The organism is Sedimentibacter hydroxybenzoicus DSM 7310, assembly GCF_013403245.1.
GTDB classification, from domain to species: domain Bacteria; phylum Bacillota; class Clostridia; order Tissierellales; family Sedimentibacteraceae; genus Sedimentibacter; species Sedimentibacter hydroxybenzoicus.
In genome coordinates, this window is sequence record NZ_JACBNQ010000011.1 from 40,856 (window position 1) to 63,180 (window position 22,325).

A 22,325-nucleotide genomic window follows, 5' to 3' on the forward strand; every position below is an offset into this window, starting at 1 on the left:
TCATTTTTTATAACAAAATTAATCGTTGTTAAACAATATATCCGCACCAACTGCTTTTTCCACAGCCTTTTTAATATTATCAAATCCGATTCCCATTGAACCGTTCATACCCGGTATAGGAATTATTGCCGGCAGGCGTTCTTCGTTATATTCATATACGGCATCCGTTATTTCGGCATAGAAGTTTTCCGTTATATAAATAATAGCGTAATCATCTTTGGCGATTTTCTGCAATTTATGCTTTGCATCTTCCTTTGATGTACAATCATATACATCTAACCCAACCGCCTTAAATCCTTGGACACTTTGTTTATCACCGATAACACCTATCTTATACATACGTTTCCCTCAACCTTTCTCTTATAAGTTCAGGAGAGATACCTGCAAGCTTGCCTGCCAGAATTATTCTTGCAATTTTTATCTCATTATCCTTTGCTATCAAATATCCCGCAAGAGGTTCTATGCCAAAAGGAATATATTTAGCCGACTTAACATATTCAATCAATTTATTGTCCAGAAGCTTTTCTAAGGTTGTGAATTTACCCGTTTCGGTCAATTCCTCGGTTCCTTCAAGGAATAAATCCCTGAAGCCGTATGCCGACAGCTGTTCAGCAAACTTTTCGAATGAATCGTCATAATTTTTTATGAATATCTGTTCGCTTATATCTCCGCCGCCTATAAAAACCTTGGTAAAAAAGTCCCAGGATTTATCCATTTTCTTCAATCTTACGTAGGTTTTTATATTGATTACATCAATCTGTAATTTAATATAGTCAATTATAAAATCATTTTTGGTTTCTCTCGCAGCATTTAACATTTCCTCATAGCAATATTTATCAAAGATAATATCTATCTGTTGAGGATCATTGGTTTTTGGAAATGTTTCAATTACCTCGTCCAATGCCTTACCCATACTTTCTGTCAGAGATGAAAACTCTCTCTCTTTAACAGCATATTTAAGTGTTTTTAAATCAATCGAGCCTGTATCAACCAAAATATCAGAAGAATCAAAAGATAAATATTCTGACTTCATAATAACCTTCAAATTATGATAATCGTATGGATATAAAAACATATTGAAGTAATCTAACTCAGGTGCGATAGATGATATAAAGTCATATGTTTTTTTATGCTCTTCACTTAAAAGCTTTTCGTAATTATTCGGATCAATAATTTCATTACCATGTCCGTAATTTATATCATTTAAAACTCTTAAGCTGTCTAATGTGGTCTTTGCATCAATCATTTTCTCTGCTCTTTCGCGAGTAAGCATGTATTTTTCAACACTTCTGACTCTTGCAGTGGAAAACAAATAATCTGTATCCTTAATTTTTGCCAAAGCCATTCCTCCTTTCAGGCAGGAAAATTAATTAAAAAGTGCATTTGCAACTTCGGAAGTCAAATCATCCTTTATTGAATTCAGCAATGTTTCAAAGGTATTGTTAATTTCTATATTGCCGCTTCTTAACAAAAATCCGCCGCTTGTATTTATGGTTTTATCACTCAATTTATATCTTTGAGTGTTTAATCTTTGATTAACTGCTTTTATTAATTTTTCGCCTATTTTATCCCTGTCTGCTTGATTTAAGACTATTATTCCTTCATTTACGGAAATTTTGATTATTTCTTCTGTCAAATAGTTTAAATACTTATCTTCGGGCATTGATCTTAACTTCTCAAGTGCTAAATCAAAGCTTTTCTGAATAGCTTCCTGCTTTGCGCCAAGAATCATTTTTCTCGCTTGAAGCTCCGCAGCCGATACCTTTCTACTTTTTAAGCTTTCAGCATCCTTTGTACATCTTTCTGCTGTTTGCTTCATTATTTCTTCAGCTTCTATCTTAGCTTTGCCTATAATTTCCTCCATTGTTTTCTCCGCATTCTTAACAGAGGTTTCTTCAACTAATTTAGCATCGTTTATAATAGCAGCCGTTATATTTTCAATGCTCATTTCCTCACATCCTTATTATAATTTTAATATACACGTTATATTGCAATACCATTTATCATAAGGAAAGAAATAAGAAGTGCCAATACCGCGTATGTTTCAACCATCGCCGCATAAACCATTGCCTTTGCAATCTCCTCAGGTCTTTTACCCACTAACATAATACCTGACGCAGCAACCTTTCCCTGATTAATTGCTGAAATAGTACCGACTATACCCATAGGAAGTGAAGCAGCTAAGAAAAAACCACCCTGTGCAGCCGTTAATGCAGCCATACTGCCGCCCAATAATCCTATTTTGTTAAGTATTATAAAGGCAATAAGAAGACCGTAAATACCCTGAGTTCCGGGTAATGCTTGTAAAATCAATGTAGCACCGAATTTCTTAGGATCCTCAGCTACAACTCCTGATGCGGATTGACCGGCAATACCAACACCTATAGCACTTCCTATACCTGCTAAGGCTGCAATTGAAGCACCCAAAATTGCTAAAAAATTTCCGTTTGTTAATATGTTGTTCATTTAAATTTCCTCCTTGATAATCTTATTATATTTAGTTTTTTTGGCTAAAGGATTAAAGGATTCTCCTCCGCCTTCATAAAATTTTCCAAAAAATTCAACATATTGTAACCTTGCTGCATGTACGAATGCTCCGAGAGCATTGATGGCAAAGTTGAAAACATGACCAACTAATAAAACCACTACGAAAAGCAAAATTCCGAATATATTTCTGCCTCCCATGCTTCCCAAAATACTTACAACCGAGGATACAACGCTTGTTGCTAATCCAAGTGCAAGCAGTCTTGAGTACGAAAGAATATCACTTAAGTAACTTGTGATATTGTACAAGCTTAAAACACCGCTTGTCAATTTACCTACTATATTATCCTTGCTTCTGCCCTGTGTTAAAACTAATCCTACGGCAAAAGCAATAGTCATCCATTTTCCAACCTCAGCAGATCCCGGTATTATAGTATTGCCGAATAACCACAGTGCAATACCTATAATAAAGCCGTACCAAAAGCCTATGTCAAATACTGCGGCTTTTGTATCTCCGTCTCTGATCAGCATATATGCCTGTATAGCCATACCCGTAAACAGATGGATTACACCGAATATAAATGAAAAGATTAATAACGTCATGGGCTGTTCCATTGGATTAATCCAGGCAGGCTTTATTGTAAAGTCAGAATCAAATATAAGCTTTGCTGCCGCAGGTATGGCATCACCGAACCAGCTGCCGAACATAACTCCCCAGAATGCTGTGGCCAAACCGCAATAGAAAAACAACTTAATCATTTTTCCTATTGTACCTTCTAAGCTGAATTTCTTAGTCAGCAGGAAGCAAAGTACAGCCATAACTAAACCATATCCAACATCAGCAAGCATAAGTCCGAAAAATATCGCATAAAAAGGAGCCATTACCGCTGTTGGGTCAATATTTGATGATGAAGGCAAGCTGTATAGCTCTGTAATTGCCTCAAAGGGCTGTGAGAAAGACTTGTTATCCAATAAAATAGGATATTGTTCTCCGTCCTCCGGCTCTGAAATTTCATACCAGCATTCATATTTCTTTAATATTTGTTCTACCTTATCATTGCTGACTACCGGATTCCATCCCTGAATATAAAATGTAGTCTCTGTTTTAAGAATATTGCTTAATATTTTATTTTTATCTCTTTCAATTACAAGATAATCATAATATATTTGAATTTCCTCTTTGTATGGCAGATAATCTGAAATGCTTTTTTCAATAGCTTCTTTTTTATCTGAAATTTCTTTCAGCTTTTTCTCATATTGTGTTATATTTTCTGCTGCTGTATCAGTAAGCTCCTTGAAGTTCACAGTATTAAAACCAAATTGCTTTAAGGTTTCATAAACAATATCTTTTTCACTTATCAAGCAAATTATTGAAAAGTAATGTTGTTCTTTATCACTTTCAATCAAATCTACATAACATTTATCTGTCTTATCCTTCAAATCGTTTTTCAATTTTTCTATATCTATTACATCAGGAAAAACTCCGATAAATATACTTGTATACCTTGTTTCATTAAGTTCAAGGGGAAGTTCATATTTTATCCACGGCTTTAAGCTCACAATTGATGCTTCAATTTTATTTTCCTCTGAGCTTAAATCATTGTATGCCTTGTTTAATTCAAGTAATTTTGAAACAACCTCCTCAGTACCTTCCTTATTCAGCATCTTATCTTCAAATTCATTTAATGTTATTGTACGTCTCGTACTGAATAGTGGTTTTTTACTTTTATCATGGCTTTCCAAGTTTATTAAAACATCATTAATTTTGGAAATCTTAGCATCATAGTCTAACACTTCATTTTCATTGCCATCTTTTTTGACGATTGAAATCCATTCAGGATCTGTCAGCTTAAATTCCTGTGAGCTTATTTCCACAACACCTAAGTCCATTATTTCTTTTATAACAGATGGCTTGTGAGCATTCAGACCAATGATGCTGATTTTATTCATCTTAACTATTGACACCGGCGTTCACTATCCTTTCCAGTATTATTGAAGCTGCATTATCCATTTTGCTCCCGGCATCGGAGAGAATGTTTTCACATTCCATTGATGCTTTTTTTATTATGTTATCATATAAAATCTGTCCTTCAGATTCCGCAGCCTTTGTTGCATCAGAACTTTTCGACTCAGCACTTTTATACGCTTCCTCCAAAATTTGTGATGCTTTTGCATTAGCATTAGTAATAATTTGTTTGGCCTTCAGAGAAGCTTCTTTCTTAATTCTTTCCGCGTTTTCTTCTGCCTCCTTTATTACCTTAATAACCTCAATCGACACTATATCACCACCTTTTATTGTTTTTCAGGAAAACATATTCACATTACTTACTACTATAAATAATACATGCTAAAATGTCAATAGAATAACTATATCCATATAATTATTTGGCTATTCACGTTTTTTAGTCAGTAATATTTAAATATTCATAATAATAATTTATAAATTCCGTAACATATGTCACAGGAAATGTCTGAAAATAAAAAATCTCCCCCATTATAATAATTACTTTAACAGTATAATAATAAGTTATTTTTTTATCAAGAGCGCACTTTTTAGTACTTTAGTATCAAAAAAGTTACTTAGTATATTATTCCATACTTGTTGCAACATTATCTTGAATTGTATTCTTTTTATATGCATTACTCTCTAAATATTCTGATCCAAACCCATGCATCATTTCCAAAATAGGAATAATTTTTTCCCCAAGATCCGTCAGCCCATATTCAACCTTAGGAGGTACAACAGGATATACCTTTCTAAATATAAGGTTATCTTCCTCTAAGCTTCTGAGCTGTTGGGTAAGCATTTTTTGAGTTACATCCGGAAGCCTTCTCTTAATATCATTAAATCTTAGTATTTTTCCGCTCAGATACCATAAAATCAATATCTTTCTTTTACCTGACAACAATTGCTGAACCAAGACCATTGGACAAACCTTGTATCTTATACACTTATCACTCAAATAACAACTGTTATGGCTTTCTGATTCCCTATACAAAATATCACCTCATTATTTTAAGTATCTAAAATGATGCTATACTACTAAATAGTATATATGATGTAATTATATCATACAAGCCTTTTAAATACAATAGTCTGTGAAAACATTTCTTTAGTATGTTAATATATTATCACACTCTTGCTTTTTTGGCTATATAAAAATATATATATATTAAAAGAGTTGGTGTCTGCCCCCACTGATAGAAAGAAAACTTTCAGTTGTATAAAAAAAGCACCATAATTAATGGCGCATTTTTTAATATTTCAATTACAGCATAAGCGACTGACACCAAATTAAAATTTGGGTCATCTGCTTTCACTTACAGCATAAGCGACTGACACCAAATTAAAATTTGGGTCATCTGCTTATTTAACCCACAGAAAATATCAGCTCCGCTTCCGCAGCAATTTCATCGTCAACATACGCTATTGCGTTTCCGATACCGAAGCTTCCCTTTAACTTTGATATTTCTGTAACTAATTTTAGAGTGTCTCCCGGACATACCTTCCTTTTAAATTTGGCACTTTTAATTCCCCCGAAGTATACTGTCTTACCTTTAAACTTATCCAACGATAAAATTGCTACTGCACCTGTCTGTGCCAGCGCTTCAATAATAAGAACACCTGGCATCACAGGATTTCCCGGAAAGTGACCTTGAAAAAATTCCTCGTTAAAGGTTACATTTTTTAGGCCGACCGCCATTTCTCCTTCTGTAAGCTCGATTATTTTGTCAATTAAAAGCATGGGATATCTGTGAGGTATTATTTTTTGTATATCCTTAGTATCATAAATCATAGATTACTGTCCCTTGTGTTTTTTCAAAATTAAAGCGGCGTTATGTCCGCCAAAACCAAAGGCATTTGACAGAGCATAATCAAATTCTTTTTTAATGCCTTCATTTGGAACAAAGTTCAATCCTAATTCAGGATCAGTCACCTTATGATTAATTGTTGCAGGTATAAAACCGTCCTCAAGGGCTTTAGCACATATTATTGCTTCTACCGCACCTGCTGCTCCCAGCAAGTGACCTGTCATTGACTTAGTTGAACTGATCAACAATTCATTGGCGCTATCCTTGAATATATTTTTTATTGCCTGTGTTTCAAATTTATCATTATATAAGGTGCTCGTTCCATGAGCATTTATATAGGTTATATCTTCAGGATTCAATCCAGCATCTTCAATTGCATTTAACATTACGGCAGATTGACCTTCTGAACTGGGATCCGGTGAAGTCATGTGATATGCATCACAGGTAGCACCATATCCTATTATTTCCGCATATATTTTTGCTCCTCTTTTAACTGCATGCTCATATTCCTCAAGAATCATTATTCCGGCACCTTCTCCCATTACAAAACCGTGTCTTTCAGCATCAAAGGGAATAGAGGCCCTGTTAACATCATCTGTAGTTGAAAGTGTAGTCAGAGCTGAGAACCCTGCTATTGAACAAGGTGTTATAGCAGCTTCTGAACCTCCTGCTATCATTACATCACAAATTCCGTCCTGAATTCTTTTATATGATTCTCCTATGGCATTTGCTCCCGTAGCACACGCTGTAACAGGTGAATAGTTAATCGCTTTTGCTTTATACTTGATAGCTACAAGGCCGGATGCCATATTAGATAACATCATTGGAATAAAAAATGTTGAAACTTTATTTGGTCCTTTAGTAAGAAGCTTTTCATGCTCTGCTTCTATAGTATGAATACCACCCACTGCGCTTCCTACAACACAACCAAATCTTTTGCTGTCCAAGCTTTCCACATCAAGTCCCGAACTCTTTACAGCCATATCAGCTGCAGCAAGAGCAAATTGGCTGAATCTGTCCATCCTTTTTGATTCTTTTTTATCCATATATTCTGTCGGGTCAAAATCTTTTATTTCAGCCGCTAATTTAACACTGAAATCTGCTGTATCAAAAGATTCAATCGGACTGATACCGCATTTACCCAACTTTACATTTTCCCAAAACAAATCACCGGAGCCAATAGGGCTTACAACCCCAATACCGGTTATTACTACTCTCTTTTTCATAAATCCTCCTACATATAAAATCCGCCGTTAACAGACAATATCTGCCCCGTTATATACGACGCTTTATCAGAAATCAAAAATTCTACCGCATCTGCAATATCATCAGGTTGACCCAGACGTTGCAGAGGAATGTTTTTCATCATTTCATTTCTTATCTCTTCCGGAATTTTATCCGTCATGTCCGTTTGAATAAATCCGGGCGCTATGGCATTTACAAGTATATTTTTTTTCCCCAGCTCTCTTGCCATAGATTTTGTCATACCAATAATACCTGCTTTAGAAGCAGAATAATTTACCTGTCCCGCATTTCCCGCAAGTCCCACAACGGATGATATATTAATAATTCTTCCATTTTTTTGTTTGAGCATTCTTTTAGCTATGTGCTTGCAGCAATTAAATGTTCCCTTTAAATTAATGTCGATTACCTGATCAAATTCTTCCTCTGACATCAGCGGAAGAATATTATCCTTGGTAATACCTGCATTATTCACTAATACATCTACAGATCCAAAGCTATCATATGCTTCATCAATCAATTTTTTTGCATCGTCATAACTGGAAACATCACATTTGACTATAATATTCTCAGTTTCTTTGTTTGCAAAATTATTTACTAACTCTTCCATGGAGCTCGTATTGCTTCTGTAATTTAAAACCAAGTTATAACCAAGTTCATTTAATCTTGAAGCAATAACTGCACCAATACCTTTAGAAGCACCGGTAATAATCGCCGTTTTCATATTTCTCCTCCTCTAACGGGGACATTCCTCCTATCCTCAAAGACTTTCCCTGATATAAAGAGATGTGTCCCTTTTCATTTTAAGCATAAGTAAGCTGAAGATACTGTTCTAAGGCTGCAATACTGTCTATATTTATTGATTTAACATTTTTATCTATTTTCTTCAAAAAGCTTGATAATGACTTTCCCGGTCCTACTTCTACAAATGTGTTAACTCCGTCAGCTATCATTTTTCTGACACAGGCTTCCCATCTTACAGGATTATAAACTTGTTTTTCTAATTTGTCCGCTATTATTAAATCATCATTGTAATATTCCGTATCCACATTTGAAATAACATTACAAGATGGTTTTTTAAACTTTATCTTTGATAAATCCTCTTTCAGCTTATTTCCTGCAGAGATAAGCATAGAAGTGTGAAACGGTGCACTAACCTGCAGCTTTACAGCTTTTTTGATGTTAAACTCTGCTGTTTGACCAAGTGCATTTTCGATTGCTGCACTTTTCCCGCCAACAACTATTTGCCCGGGACAATTAAAGTTTGCCGGCTCCAATAATCCAAACCTCTCTGTAACAGTCTTGCAAAAACGAATTGCGTCTTCGTCAGTGCATCCCATAAGCGCAAGCATCCCGCCTTCACCTAGAGGAACAGCATTTTGCATGTAATTTCCTCTGTTATAAACAAGCTTAACTGCTGTTTCGAAGTCCATTGCGCCTGCCGCTGTCAAAGCAGAGTATTCACCCAAACTTAAGCCGCCCATTACAACAGAATTATTGTTTGAATTTTTCTTTATAATTTCATAAATAGCCATACAGACCGTCAGCAAAGCCGGCTGTGTAATTTTAGTTATACTCAAATCTTCATTAGGTCCGTCAAAGCACAATTTTGTTATGTCAAAGCCAAGCGCTTCATTTGCTCTTTGGAATATTTCCTTGCTTTCTTTAAAATTATCATAAAAGTCCTTTCCCATTCCTGCGTATTGAGCGCCTTGTCCCGGGAATACAAAAGCCGTTTTACTCATTTTTGCCTCCTGATATAATTAAACCTATACCTTTCATTATTTTTTCTGCTTCATCAAACATCTCTTTAATCATTTCGCTGCAGCTCTGCTCTTTATTAACCAATCCGGCAATTTGCCCTGACATTACAGAACCGTAATCTACGTCTCCCTGAATAGCAGCTTTATACAACCTGCCTCTGCCAAGCTGTTCCATCTCTTCAACAGTTGCATTGTTTTTTTCTAATTCTTTAAATTGTGTTGAAAGCTTGTTTTTTAAAATTCTTACAGGATGACCTGTTTTTCTTCCTGTAACTATTGTATCTGTATCATTTGCCTTTTTAACTTTATTTTTATAATTTTGATGTACACTGCATTCATTTGCTAACAAAAATCTTGTTCCCACCTGTACTCCCTGTGCTCCCAGGCACATAACAGCAGCTATACCTCTTCCGTCTCCTATGCCTCCTGCCGCTATAACCGGAATGTTAACCGCATCAACAACCTGAGGTGTTAAACATAGAGTTGTTATTTCACCAACGTGTCCTCCGGCTTCAGTACCTTCACAGATCAAAGCATCGCACCCGATTTTTTCCAAACGTTTAGCAAATGTAACTGACGGAACAACAGGTATAACCTTTGTTCCTGCTTCTTTCCACATTTTTATATACTTGCCCGGATTTCCTGCTCCTGTTATTATTACAGGTATTTTTTCATCAACAAGCAGCCTCGCTACTTCCTCCGCATACGGACTTAAAAGCATTACATTTACACCAAATGGTTTATCGGTCAGTTGCTTTACCTTATCAATTTGCACTTTCAATGCTTCGGCAGTATTGTTGCCTGCAGCCACAACGCCGAGACCTCCTGCTTCTGAAACTGCCGCAGCTAATCCTGCGTCTGATATTTGAGCCATTCCGCCTTGAAAAATCGGATACCTTATATTTAACAAGCTGCATATATTTGAATTAATCATCATATAAGCTCCTTTATGTATCTTTTTTGATTTATCTTTAAAGAAAACGCCGTACGGCGTTTTCTTAAGATTATAAGTTATTAAAAAAGTTCATCTGCAATTATTTTTGTTTTTCTGTAATGTAGTCCACGATATCCTTTACTGTAACAAGCTTGCCATAATCATCTTCTTCAATTGTTACATTTAATTCATCTTCAATTTTGCTTATTAATTCGAATAAGTCCAGGGAGTCTGCTCCAAGATCATCTTTTATTTTGCTTTCGAGAGTAATTTTATCTTCCTCAACATCTAACTCTTCAATCAATATTTCTTTAACTTTTTCTAAAATCATTATATCCTCCAAAAATATGTTTTAATGTCTGTAATTTCGATTTTGATATTCCAAATATTTTGATATTGATATTTGTTTGATATCTAATATTTTGATAATCGAAGTATATAATAAAAAAATAAGTTTGTCAATATATTTTTAACGAAAAATTGTTATAAAATTAACTTATCTTCTTGATTTGTCGATATATGAAATTTATAATAATAAAACATAGCCATCCTTCGAACTTCGCTCTCAATACAATTATATAGAAGCAATAATTTGTTATAAAAAAATCAGCCCCTTTTTCGTTTGCAGTCTTACATGCAAAATATGAGGGGTCTGATTAACTCATAGAGACAATGCGATGATGTCTCCCATCTCTTCAGTTGTAGATACCTTTTCGTTTTTCATCGCTATATCGGATGTCCTACAGCCCTTTGCAAGAGCTTTTTTAACGGCATTTTCTATATTTTCTGCTTCCTCCGGAAGGTTAAATGAATATTTTAACATCATTGCTGAAGAAAGTATAGCAGCAATCGGGTTTGCCTTGCCTTGTCCAGCTATGTCGGGAGCAGAGCCGTGAATTGGTTCATACATCCCGTAATTATTTCCCAAGGCTGCTGATGGCAGTAAGCCGATGGAGCCTGTTATCATTGCCGCCTCATCTGAAAGGATATCACCAAACATGTTTTCAGTTGCTATTACATCAAATTGCTTTGGATTATAAACAAGCTGCATTGCCGCATTGTCCACATACATATGATTTAATGTGACATCTGGATAACCTGGAGAAATTTCTTCAAAGGTTTTTCGCCATAATCTGGATGTTTCCAATACATTGGCTTTGTCTACGCTTGTAAGGATTCCCTTTCTTTTTTGTGCTGTCTGAAATCCTATATGGGCGATTCTTTCTATTTCGTGTCTGCTGTATTCCATGGTATCTTCAGCCTTGTCACTCTCAGTATATTTTTTACCGAAATATATGCCGCCTGTAAGCTCTCTTATAATTAAGATATCAAGTCCGCCTTCAACTATATCCCCTCTTAAGGGACACGACCTTCTTAATTCATCAAACATTACGGCAGGGCGGAGATTAGCGTAGAGACCCAATTCCTTGCGGAGCTTAAGAAGCCCCTGCTCCGGTCTGTCCCTGCCGGGCAGATTATCCCATTTTGGACCTCCCACAGCACCGAACAGCAATGCATCCGTACCTCTGCATATATTTAATGTCTCTTCCGGAAGTGCAGTACCTGTTTTATCTATTGCCGCCCCTCCTGCCAACGCTTCTGTATATTTAAAATTATGACCGTATTTTTTTCCTATTTTATTTAAAATTTTTATGGTTTCATCAATTATTTCATGACCTATACCGTCACCCTTTATTACTGCTATTTTAAAATCCATCATTACCTCCTAAGAATTAATTATTGACCTTCAGCTTATTTCTTACATATCCTACGAGACCGTCATTTTTTATTATTTGCCGGATAAATTCAGGGAAGGGCTCAGCTTGATAGCTTTCATTTTTTGTTTTATTAATAATTAATCCTGTTTCAAAATCTACCGAGATTTCATCTCCTGCCGTAATCTTATCGGCAGCTTCTTCACACTCAAGAATCGGAAGACCTATATTGAAGGAATTCCTGTAGAATATACGCGCGTAGCTTTTTGCTATGACACATGATATTCCGGCAGCCTTTATTGCTATCGGAGCATGTTCCCTGGAAGAACCGCATCCGAAATTTTTCATGGCAACAATTATATCCCCTTCCTTTACCTGAGCTATAAAGCTTTCGTCGATATCCTCCATGCAATGCTTTGCCAATTCGTTCGGTTCAGTTGTGTTTAAATAACGTGCCGGAATTATTACATCCGTGTCTATATCATTTCCGTATTTAAATACTTTTCCTTCTGCCTTCATTTTATGCCTCCTCTTCTATTTTATCGGGATTTGATATTTTTCCTCTGATTGCAGATGCCGCAGCAACTGCAGGACTTGCAAGATAAACTTCCGATCCCGGGTGTCCCATACGACCTACAAAATTTCTGTTTGTTGTTGTCACTGCCCTTTCACCGTCTGCAAGTATTCCCATATAGCCTCCTAAGCACGGACCGCATGTAGGAGTGCTTATAATGGCACCTGCGTCTATGAATATTTCCGCCAATCCTTCACTTATGCACTGCTTGTATACTTTTTGTGTTGCAGGAATAATGATTGTACGAACATCAGGGTGAACCTTTTTGCCTTTTAATATTGAGGCAGCAATTCTCATATCTTCAATCCTCCCGTTTGTACAGGAGCCGATCACAACCTGGTCGATTTTTACATTCCCAACCTTGTCAATAGACCTTGTATTTTCAGGTAAATGAGGAAATGATACGGTAGGTCTTAACTCACTTAAATTTATGTCTATTACTTCATCGTAAGCTGCGTCCTCATCAGCTTCATAAGCTGCATATTTTTTGTTGGAGTGCTCTCTCATGTATTCAATTGTTTTTTCATCTACAGGGAAAATACCGTTTTTCCCGCCTGCTTCAACTGCCATGTTTGCAATTGTAAATCTGTCATCCATGGACAGTTCCTTCACACCTTCACCGGTGAATTCCATGGATTTGTAAAGAGCTCCGTCAACGCCTATTTTACCTATTATATAAAGAATAATATCCTTGCCGCTGACCCATTTGTTTAATTTTCCCTTCAGATTAAACTTTATTGCGGGCGGAACCTTAAGCCACATTTGACCTGTTGCCATTCCTGCAGCCATATCCGTACTGCCTATACCTGTGGAAAATGCTCCCAAGGCACCGTAGGTGCATGTATGAGAATCTGCTCCGATTACGGTATCTCCCGCAACCACCAATCCTTTTTCAGGTAAGAGTACATGCTCGATACCCATTTGACCTACATCAAAGAAATTAATAATATTTTGTTCCTTGGAGAAATTTCTTGATATCTTGCATTGCTCCGCTGATTTTATATCCTTGTTGGGAACAAAGTGGTCTAACACTATTGCAATTTTTTTCTCATCATAAACCTTTACAGCTCCCATTTTTTTAAATTCCTTGATTGCCACCGGTGTTGTAATATCATTGCCTAATACCATATCCAGGCTTATTTCTATAAACTGTCCGGCTTTAACTTCCTTTAATCCCGCATGTGCCGCAAGGATTTTCTGTGTCATTGTCATTCCCATTTTAATTTTCTCCTCTGCTGATTTTTGAGTAAAGCATTTTATTTACTGCATTTATATATGCAATTATACTTGATTCAATTATATCTGTGCTTAATCCTCTGCCTGTATAAACACGTCCGTCTTCCCTTAATTTAACGACTGCGTCTCCGAGTGCATCTTCACCTTCAGTTACCGAGCTTAAAGAGAAGTCCTCCAATTCCATTTCTCTTCCCAATACTTTCTCAATCGCTTTAAACGATGCATATATAGGACCTTCTCCTGTTGCCACCTCTTCAAAAACTTCATTATCCTTTCTTATAGCAACTGTAGTTGTTGAAGTAATTATATTTCCGCTGTTTGTTACATACTTTTCAAGCTCGTATATCTGGGGAACATCCATTTTTTGTTTCAGTACCAATGCATCTATATCCTTGTCGTATACATCCTTTTTCTTATCTGCCAATTCCTTGAACTTTTTAAATACTTCATCCAGTTCTTCCTGACTCAAATCATCATATCCCAAATGGATTAACTTCTCATTAAAGGCGTGACGTCCTGAATGCTTGCCTAAAACTAACTTGTTTGTGTCAAGACCTATTGATTCGGGAGTCATAATTTCATATGTTTCTCTGTTGTTTAATACCCCGTGCTGGTGAATTCCCGATTCATGAGAAAACGCATTATCTCCTACAACTGCCTTATTAGGCTGAACCTTAATTCCCGTAATTCGGCTTAATAGTCTGCTTGTTCTGAATATCTGTTTAGTATCTATTTTGGTATCGGCATTAAGAATATCTTTTCTGACCTTCAATGCCATTACGATTTCTTCCAATGCGGCATTTCCGGCTCTTTCACCTATACCGTTTACCGTACATTCAATTTGTGATGCACCGGCCTTAATCGCCGCAATTGAGTTGGCAACTCCAAGTCCAAGATCATTGTGACAGTGTACCGATATGTCAACTGTTTTTAATGCGGGGCATTTTTCAATGATTGCTGTTATAAAGCTGTAGTACTCATCCGGAGTCGTATATCCTACTGTATCGGGTATATTGATAGTTGTAGCCCCTGCCTTGATTGCAGTGTCGAAGACTCGTACAATAAAATCAATATTGCTTCTTGTGGCGTCCTCTGCAGAAAATTCTATGTCTTCACACTTTGATTTAGCATATGCAACCATTTCTCCGGTTGCCTTAACTACTTCCTCCTCTGTCATCTTCAGCTTGTATTCCATGTGAAGAGGTGAGGTAGCAATAAAAACATGAATCCTCGGATGTACGGCGTATTTCAGGCTTTCCCAAGCCTTGTCTATATCTCCTCTGTGTGCTCTGGCTAAGCTTGCAACTGTACAGCTTCTTACACTTTTAGAAACCTCCTGTATTGAATGCAGGTCTCCTGGTGAAGCTGCCGCAAAGCCTGCTTCTATAATATCTACATTCATTCTTTCCAGTTGCTGAGCCATTTCAATTTTTTCTTTTAAGTTCATACTGCATCCCGGCGATTGTTCTCCGTCTCTTAATGTTGTGTCAAAAATCTTGATAATCTTTTCCATAATAGTATTCTCCTCTTCTATAATTTCGAATCCATCACAGAGTTTTGGGTAAAAAAAAACGTCCATGAAGCATAGCTTCAGGGACGGATATATCCGCGGTACCACCCATATTGCTTTTTTATATATGAATATATAAAAAAACCATCTCAGTTCAGATTCTAACAAATCTTAGCCTATAACGCGACATACGTACCTTCCTACTTAATTCAGAAAGTCAGCTCAGGAGCGAGTGTGTTTTCATGACAGTATCGGCTCGCAGCTAATGCCGACTCTCTGTAACGTGTCATACTGAAAAGTTTTTTCTCCTTCACAGCTTTAACTAATTTTTACGATGATAACATCTCAAAATACTTTTGTCAATAGTAAATTTAAAAACTTTTAGTTTTCTTTCAGCCTCACATTATCCTTTATTATTTTTACAATGTACTCTGCCGCTTTTCCGTCTCCGTACGGATTTACCGCATTTGCCATCTTTTTATACTCCAAATCATCATTAAGGAGAATATCTATTTCATTGAATACAGCATCCTTTTCAGTCCCCACAAGCTTTGCGGTTCCTGCTTCTATCCCCTCAGGACGCTCAGTCTCTCTTCTCACCACAAGGACGGGCTTTCCTAATGAAGGGGCTTCCTCCTGCACTCCTCCGGAATCTGTAACAACCAAGTAACATTTTGACATTAAATTTGTAAAGGGTAAGTAATCCAAAGGCTCAATTAAATAAACCCCGTTTGTATGTTTAAAAACATCTCTTGCTATTTCTCTTACCTTCGGATTCAAATGCATTGGGTAAATTACTTCCGCATCAGGATTTTTTTGCAGCACATCTCTTATAGCGGAAAAAATATTTTCCATTGGCTCGCCTATATTTTCTCTTCTGTGTGAAGTTAATAAAATTACTTTTTTGTTTTCAAAATCTATGTCGTTGAGTATTTCGTCTTCAAACTTATAATTGCTGTCTATAACCCATTTTAGAGCATCTATGGAGGTATTGCCTGTTATATAAATTTTTTCTTCATCATATCCTTCCTTCAAAAGATTTTCTTTTGAAGTTACGGTTGGAGCAAAATGAAAATCGGTTATTACTCCCGTCAGCTTTCTGTTTGCTTCTTCAGGATAAGGAGAATATAAATTGCCGCTTCTTAGGCCCGCTTCAACATGTCCGATTTTAACCTGATGGTAAAAGGCAGCAAGAGCTCCTGAGAAAACTGTGCTTGTATCGCCTTGTACAAGAACTATATCAGGTTTAAAATCTTCTATAACTCCCTCCAAACCCATAAGTGCTCTGCATGTTATTTCAGTCAATGTCTGGCCGTTTTTAAAAATGTTCAAATCATAATCCGGTCTGATTTCAAATATTCTTAATACCTGATCGAGCATTTCTCTATGTTGAGCAGTTACACAAATTTTAGTATCAAAACATTCTTCGTTTTTTAAGCTTTTTATTATGGGCGCCATTTTAACAGCTTCAGGGCGTGTACCAAAAATAACAAGCACCTTAATTTTATTCATAAACCCTCCTTGATCTACTGCAAGCCTATTGCAAATCTATTGTCTTTATTGTTCTTTCTTTCTGAATAATCCTGCTTTTTTAGCAAAATAAAATACGACTAATACAGAAATTGTTGCAAGCATGATTCCTCTGAAAGGATCGGCATCAGCTATTATAACTGCAACAATTCCGAGCATCATACTGATAAAGTACATTGTCAGGACTGTCTGTCTTTGATTAAGTCCGAATTTCATCAGCTTATGATGAAGATGCTCTTTGTCTGCTTGCATTATTGGTTTTTTGTTTACATATCTTCTGATAATTGCAAATGCCGTATCAAATATTGGTAATCCCAGAGCGAATATAGGAACTGCCAATGCAACAGCTGCAACGCTTTTTACCATACCAAGAACAGATGTGACCGCAAGCATATATCCTAACAATAAGGCTCCTGTATCTCCCATAAATATTTTTGCAGGATTAAAGTTAAAGGGCAAAAACCCCAAGGATGCACCTGCAATAATTGCGCATTGCATTACAATGAAATCATGTCCCAAATTTGCTGCGGTAAATAAAAGTGTTGTGGCTGCAATGCTTGCAACTCCTGAAGCAAGACCATCCAAACCGTCAATTAAATTTATTGTATTTGTTATTCCAACCAGCCAAAACAATGTTATGGGATACGATAACCAACCCAATAAATAACTCATACCAGTATCAGAAAGAGGATTCGTAATGAAATGAATCCTTACTCCTCCCTGTATGGCAATAATCGCCGCAACGATTTGTAATAAAAGCTTAACTTTAGCAGGCATATCGTACATATCATCCACTATCCCTGCCAATACAACAATTGTAGCGCCAGCCATAATTGATATGTTCGTCCTTGTATGAGGCATGTATACAAACATGCATGCCATAATTGCAATATAAATTGCCAAGCCGCCAAAATAAGGCATCGGCTTACTATGTATTTTTCTTGAATCCTTTGGTACGTCCAATGCCCCGACCTTAATAGCAAGTCGTCTTGCAGGCGGAGTCATAATAAATGATATTATTACAGCTGAAATAAAAGCTACAAAATAATTAGCCATACTATTCCTCTACTCTAAGTTTTTCTATATCCGTTATTTTATTTACTCTATTCTCATGTCTTCCACCTTCAAACTCGGTTGAAAGCCATACATCGACTATATCTACTGATAACCCATTGCCTAAAACTCTTGCTCCCAATGCCAGCATGTTGGCATTATTATGCATCCTTGACATTTTGGCCATATATTCATTGGTGCAAAGAGCACATCTTATTCCTTTTACTTTGTTTGCAGCTATGGATATACCTATACCTGTTCCACAAATTATAATGCCTCTGTCAGCCTCGTTATCCGCTACCATCCTTGCTGCTCTTTCTCCAAAATCAGGATAATCAACAGAATCTGTATTGTAAGCTCCTATATCCGTTATATCATACCCGCAATTTATCAGATGCTTTTTTATTGCTTCCTTTAACTCAAATCCTCCGTGGTCACAGCCCAGTACTATTTTCATTTAATCCTCCTCATAACGATTGGTCAGAATTGATTTGCAATGGATAATCAATTGAAATTTCTGACCTATTGCTTATCTAAAGCCTTAATTATTTTAGATAATTGTTCTTCTATCATATTTTCTGTTTCTTCATATGTTTTTATATTCATGCCATATGGATCTTCGATATCTAAGCTTATGTTCTCCGTTCTTTCATTGTTTACTATAAGAGCGTATTCCTTTAAAGTATATACCTTATCTGAATATTCGGGCAACGCGCTTGTTATAATTTTTTTGTGACCGTCCGTCATAGTTAATATTAAATCAGTATCCTTAATGATTTCTTCAGTTAACTGTCTTGCCTTATGATTTTTTATATCTATACCTTTATTAATCAATACTTTAATTGCATTTTCATTTGCTTGTTGTCCCTCAAAAGCACTTATTCCCGCCGAGGAAACATTTATATTTTCAATATTATTTTCTTTTAAGAGAAATTTCAATATTCCCTCTGCCATGCTGCTGCGGCATGTATTACCGGTACAAACAAATAAAATATTCATATTCCACCTTCTGACGGGGACATTCCTCCTATCCCACAGAGACTCACCCTGTGTGAGAGGTGTGTCACTCTTCCTTAAAATAATAGTTTGGCTTGATGCCTTGCTTAATCTGTTCATTATAGCTTTCCCCAAACCACTGTCATCAACTTGTTCAGCAAGTATTAAGTCAATCCCCATATGGTCAAAATCTCTTAATACCTTAAATAAGTTAGACGAAATTGTAAGGGGTTTTGTTCTGTCCCCAACCATTATTTTTGTTTTTCCTATATAATATGCATCCGTTTGGACAGTGGACATTATTCCCGCTTTATATCCTTCGGAACTGAATTTTTCATAATCATTGTTTATCTTTTCAATAATTTTTTCGATTGGGCCCTTATATAAAATCACTCTCGCTTTAGGTGAATAGTGTCTGTATTTTTGACCCGGAGATTTAGGAATTAATTTGTCATCATTTTTTATTATTGAAGGATCATAATCACATTTACCAAGTACGTTTATTATATCCTCTTTTGTAACCTTGCCGGGCCTTAAAATCATGGGAACTTCACTTGTCATATCAACAACTGTAGATTCAAGCCCTATATCGGTGCTTCCGCCGTCAATTATCATGTCAACCTTTCCCATCAAATCATCTATTACGTGTCTTGCTTCAGTCGGGCTTGGTTTTCCTGATATATTTGCACTTGGCGCTGCTATGGGCTTCTTACTTTCTCTTATAAGTGCCCGTGCAATTTTATTTATTGGAAGACGAATTGCTGCCGTTTGAAGACCTGCTGTTATCTTATCAGATAAAATATCTTTTTTATTCAATATCATGGTTAACGGTCCAGGCCAGAATTCATCGGCCAAAAGCTTTGCATTTTCCGGAATATCAGAAACTAAATTATATAGCTCACTGTAATCAGCTATATGTACAATTAAAGGATTGTCCTGGGGTCTTCCCTTTGACTTGAAAATTTTCTCCACCGCTTCATCGTTTAATGCATCTGCACCGATACCGTAAACAGTTTCAGTAGGAAAAACAACAACTCCACCCTTATTTATAATTTCAGAAGCTTCTTTTATTATATTATAATCAATATTGTCAGGATCCATCTTGACAATATTTGTATTAATTGTTTCATTTTCTTTATTTTTGTTCATTTATAATTGTTCTCCATAGTTTCCCTATAGTCTCATGCTATTCTCTCTTATTGCCTGCTCATTGCAAATCTATAGTTTATCCACTGCCGGTCTACTGATATTATATACTACATTATCTCCATAAACAAGAATTTACTTCTTAATATTTTCAACAAAGGCTTTGACCTCTATTCAATAATTTTACTAAGTTTTATTACTTAAAAGAACAACATGTACATATATATTAATAAATGACAATTGAGGAGGATAATGGTGGATATACTATATTATTTTATAATCGGGTTTATTGTTGGTGGTACCGGAACATTTATAGGAGGTTTGTTATCTGTTATGATTCCGAAGCCTACTGACAAAACTACGGCTTCAATGCTTATGCTTGCGGCGGGCATAATGCTTTCTGTTATTTCCTTTGACCTCATGCCCCAGGCATACGAAATAGGCGGATTCTTTATAGTTACATTAGGTCTTGTATTCGGTTTATTTATAGTATTTTTTGCTGAAAAATTAATACCTATGAATAAATTTGATAAATACAAGGGCAAAAAATCAAACTATATAAAAATGAGCTTAATTATAATAATAAGCATGAGCTTGCATAATTTCCCTGAAGGTATTGCAGTTGGTTCAAGTGCGGTTTATTCCGAAAATTTAGGCATAAAAATAGGAATACTCATTGCTGCTCATGATATTCCCGAAGGCATGAGCGTGGGTATTCCGTTAATTATGGCCGGCGCTTCGCCTCTTTCAGTCCTGCTTATAACATTGATGACCGGTATGCCGACTGCCTTTGGAGCAGTATTTGGAGCGCTGCTCGGAAACATATCGAAGTATTTCATAGGCTTTTGTCTTTCTGCAGCAGCAAGCAGTATGCTCTATGTTACATCGAATGAGCTTATACCGGAGGCAAATTTGTTGCACAGGGGAAAAAGTAACGCCGTTTTTATTTTAATAGGTTTTATTTGTGGCTGCTACCTGTCATTTGCAATGTAATCAGCAATCAGTGTAAATATTTTCATATTGAAGATTATTATTATTTATGATAGTAATTAATTTTTCCATATCCTCTTTATAAAATCTGATACACAATCCGCAGCTCGAACTTATGCTCCTTGGTACAGGAATTATTTTATACCTGAAATCATATTTTTTTAATGCAGTTTCTACCTTCATTGCATAAGAAACTGATTTAAAAGTCATGTAATTAAATTCATTCATCTTCATTGAGCTGTGGCACCTGTTGCACCCTGACTTTTCATTATTTGCTTCATCCCATCAGTTGCCTCTACTGTACCGTCCTTAAAAATCCATAAAGCTTCAACACCATCCATGGACTCTACTAATTCTCTTCCTTCCTCATATGGCATTAAAAATACTGTTGTAGATAAAAAGTCCGCTTCCCCCGAATCTTCGGTAACTAAAGTAACAGCCCTGAAGTAATCGCCGGGCATTAATGTGTCAGGATCGATTAAATGATGCAATACCCTGTCTCCGACAATGTAAAATCTTTCATAATCACCGCTTGCTACTACAGAAGCATCGTTTATATAAATGGTATCTAAAAGGCTATTATCAGAAAATCTGAATTTATCAGGATCCTGGATGCCAACGCCCCATCTTTCTCTGATACCATCCATTGGCTTACCGAAGGTTTTAACGTTACCTCCCGCACTGATTATACCTGATGTGAATCCATCCTTTACAGCCTCGTCAATTGCAAGCTCTGTAGCATAGCCTTTAGCCACCGAACCGACATCCAGACTCATTAAAGGGTCATTTAAATAAACCGTACGGTTTTCAATATCCACAATTACATTGTCTAAGTCCATATGCTCACTTGCCTTGATTAACTCTTCCATGGGAGGTATTTTGGCATTTGCAGGGTCTGATTCTCCTTCTTCCCTATAATTATGCCAGATTTTAAGAACTGAGCCCATAGCAATATCCGTTTTATGATTTACTTCCTCATACATCTTTTTAGAAAATAGTATTAAATCAATAATCTCATCATCAACTTCAACCGGCTTCACGCCTGCATTATCATTTATTGTCTTGATATTATTGATACCTTCATAATCATTATACTTATCATAAAGCTTATGAAGCTCATAGAATCTGTTTTCTATTTTCTTCACATAGTTATTAAACTCTTCTTCAGATTTTGTATATCCCACAATTTGAGTTAAAGTATCAAAAGCATTTAAAAAAGAATAACTGTATTTTTCATACTCCGGTTCTATATTTGGTTTTTGTTTTTCACATCCTGCTAAAAAAGCAAAAATTAAAATTCCTGTTAAAAATAAAGGAATTATTTTTTTCATATTTATCA

General features: G+C 36.1%; 24 protein-coding genes and 1 other annotated feature. Of the genes, 1 reads left to right on the top strand and 23 read right to left on the bottom strand.

Annotated features, from left to right (window positions below; genetic code table 11):
- Window positions 1-18 precede the first annotated feature (18 nt).
- The 21 genes from HZF24_RS10640 to HZF24_RS19355 form a co-directional block, all read right to left on the bottom strand.
- Complete coding sequence (locus HZF24_RS10640) at window positions 19-339, bottom strand: V-type ATP synthase subunit F (RefSeq protein ID WP_179238297.1); 321 nt, start codon at window positions 337-339, stop codon at window positions 19-21.
- A complete protein-coding gene (locus HZF24_RS10645; protein ID WP_179238298.1) occupies window positions 332-1,339 on the bottom strand; it encodes a V-type ATP synthase subunit C in 1,008 nt (335 codons plus the stop codon). The genes HZF24_RS10640 and HZF24_RS10645 overlap by 8 nt, the downstream gene beginning before the upstream one ends.
- 27 nt (window positions 1,340-1,366) lie before the next feature.
- Window positions 1,367-1,948, bottom strand: coding sequence for a V-type ATP synthase subunit E (locus HZF24_RS10650; protein WP_179238299.1), 582 nt, complete (start codon window positions 1,946-1,948; stop codon window positions 1,367-1,369).
- A gap of 35 nt (window positions 1,949-1,983) precedes the next feature.
- Window positions 1,984-2,466 (bottom strand): V-type ATP synthase subunit K, encoded by a 483-nt coding sequence (locus tag HZF24_RS10655; RefSeq protein WP_179238300.1) that lies wholly within the window; start codon window positions 2,464-2,466, stop codon window positions 1,984-1,986.
- Window positions 2,467-4,434, bottom strand: coding sequence for a V-type ATP synthase subunit I (locus HZF24_RS10660; protein ID WP_179238301.1), 1,968 nt, complete (start codon window positions 4,432-4,434; stop codon window positions 2,467-2,469).
- A 1-nt stretch (window position 4,435) separates the two neighbouring features.
- Window positions 4,436-4,762, bottom strand: coding sequence for a hypothetical protein (locus tag HZF24_RS10665; protein ID WP_179238302.1), 327 nt, complete (start codon window positions 4,760-4,762; stop codon window positions 4,436-4,438).
- A gap of 310 nt (window positions 4,763-5,072) precedes the next feature.
- The gene (locus HZF24_RS10670; protein ID WP_179238356.1) at window positions 5,073-5,411 is read right to left on the bottom strand and encodes a winged helix-turn-helix transcriptional regulator; all 339 of its coding nucleotides are present in this window, start codon (window positions 5,409-5,411) and stop codon (window positions 5,073-5,075) included.
- Between the two features lie 444 nt (window positions 5,412-5,855).
- On the bottom strand, window positions 5,856-6,281 hold the full coding sequence (fabZ, locus tag HZF24_RS10675) for a 3-hydroxyacyl-ACP dehydratase FabZ (protein ID WP_179238303.1): 426 nt from the start codon (window positions 6,279-6,281) through the stop codon (window positions 5,856-5,858).
- 3 nt (window positions 6,282-6,284) lie between these two features.
- Window positions 6,285-7,523: a beta-ketoacyl-ACP synthase II gene (gene fabF / locus HZF24_RS10680; RefSeq protein WP_179238304.1), complete on the bottom strand. Its 1,239-nt coding sequence runs from the start codon at window positions 7,521-7,523 to the stop codon at window positions 6,285-6,287.
- A gap of 8 nt (window positions 7,524-7,531) precedes the next feature.
- The gene (gene fabG, locus HZF24_RS10685; protein WP_179238305.1) at window positions 7,532-8,263 is read right to left on the bottom strand and encodes a 3-oxoacyl-[acyl-carrier-protein] reductase; all 732 of its coding nucleotides are present in this window, start codon (window positions 8,261-8,263) and stop codon (window positions 7,532-7,534) included.
- 79 nt (window positions 8,264-8,342) lie between these two features.
- A complete protein-coding gene (gene fabD, locus HZF24_RS10690; protein ID WP_179238306.1) occupies window positions 8,343-9,284 on the bottom strand; it encodes an ACP S-malonyltransferase in 942 nt (313 codons plus the stop codon).
- Window positions 9,277-10,236: an enoyl-[acyl-carrier-protein] reductase FabK gene (fabK, locus tag HZF24_RS10695; protein WP_179238307.1), complete on the bottom strand. Its 960-nt coding sequence runs from the start codon at window positions 10,234-10,236 to the stop codon at window positions 9,277-9,279. The genes fabD and fabK overlap by 8 nt, the downstream gene beginning before the upstream one ends.
- Window positions 10,237-10,336: 100 nt before the next feature.
- Entirely contained in the window at window positions 10,337-10,567 is a 231-nt protein-coding gene (locus tag HZF24_RS10700) for an acyl carrier protein (RefSeq protein ID WP_179238308.1), read from the bottom strand.
- A gap of 330 nt (window positions 10,568-10,897) precedes the next feature.
- Window positions 10,898-11,953 carry a 3-isopropylmalate dehydrogenase gene (leuB, locus tag HZF24_RS10705; RefSeq protein WP_179238309.1) on the bottom strand — a complete coding sequence of 352 codons (1,056 nt, stop codon included), beginning with the start codon at window positions 11,951-11,953 and terminating at the stop codon, window positions 10,898-10,900.
- Between the two features lie 16 nt (window positions 11,954-11,969).
- Complete coding sequence (leuD, locus tag HZF24_RS10710; RefSeq protein ID WP_179238310.1) at window positions 11,970-12,470, bottom strand: 3-isopropylmalate dehydratase small subunit; 501 nt, start codon at window positions 12,468-12,470, stop codon at window positions 11,970-11,972.
- Window position 12,471: 1 nt separating this feature from the next.
- Window positions 12,472-13,743, bottom strand: coding sequence for a 3-isopropylmalate dehydratase large subunit (leuC, locus tag HZF24_RS10715; protein ID WP_179238311.1), 1,272 nt, complete (start codon window positions 13,741-13,743; stop codon window positions 12,472-12,474).
- A 1-nt stretch (window position 13,744) separates the two neighbouring features.
- Entirely contained in the window at window positions 13,745-15,274 is a 1,530-nt protein-coding gene (locus HZF24_RS10720; RefSeq protein ID WP_218835290.1) for a 2-isopropylmalate synthase, read from the bottom strand.
- Between the two features lie 76 nt (window positions 15,275-15,350).
- Window positions 15,351-15,594: a binding site (T-box leader), on the bottom strand.
- 58 nt (window positions 15,595-15,652) lie between these two features.
- Entirely contained in the window at window positions 15,653-16,783 is a 1,131-nt protein-coding gene (gene wecB, locus HZF24_RS10725) for a non-hydrolyzing UDP-N-acetylglucosamine 2-epimerase (RefSeq protein ID WP_218835291.1), read from the bottom strand.
- Between the two features lie 45 nt (window positions 16,784-16,828).
- On the bottom strand, window positions 16,829-17,857 hold the full coding sequence (locus HZF24_RS10730) for a glycosyltransferase family 4 protein (RefSeq protein WP_179238312.1): 1,029 nt from the start codon (window positions 17,855-17,857) through the stop codon (window positions 16,829-16,831).
- Window position 17,858: 1 nt separating this feature from the next.
- Window positions 17,859-18,311: a ribose 5-phosphate isomerase B gene (gene rpiB, locus HZF24_RS10735; RefSeq protein ID WP_179238313.1), complete on the bottom strand. Its 453-nt coding sequence runs from the start codon at window positions 18,309-18,311 to the stop codon at window positions 17,859-17,861.
- 65 nt (window positions 18,312-18,376) lie between these two features.
- The gene (locus tag HZF24_RS19355) at window positions 18,377-19,999 is read right to left on the bottom strand and encodes an L-threonylcarbamoyladenylate synthase (protein WP_179238314.1); all 1,623 of its coding nucleotides are present in this window, start codon (window positions 19,997-19,999) and stop codon (window positions 18,377-18,379) included.
- A gap of 252 nt (window positions 20,000-20,251) precedes the next feature.
- Between HZF24_RS19355 and HZF24_RS19360 the strand changes: the two genes are divergently transcribed.
- Entirely contained in the window at window positions 20,252-20,989 is a 738-nt protein-coding gene (locus HZF24_RS19360; protein ID WP_179238315.1) for a ZIP family metal transporter, read from the top strand.
- Here the strand turns inward: HZF24_RS19360 and HZF24_RS10750 are convergent, their stop codons facing one another.
- Window positions 20,990-21,214: a DUF3343 domain-containing protein gene (locus tag HZF24_RS10750; protein ID WP_179238316.1), complete on the bottom strand. Its 225-nt coding sequence runs from the start codon at window positions 21,212-21,214 to the stop codon at window positions 20,990-20,992. It abuts the gene before it with no gap.
- A 2-nt stretch (window positions 21,215-21,216) separates the two neighbouring features.
- Complete coding sequence (locus HZF24_RS10755; protein WP_179238317.1) at window positions 21,217-22,317, bottom strand: FAD:protein FMN transferase; 1,101 nt, start codon at window positions 22,315-22,317, stop codon at window positions 21,217-21,219.
- Between the last annotated feature and the right edge of the window lie 8 nt (window positions 22,318-22,325).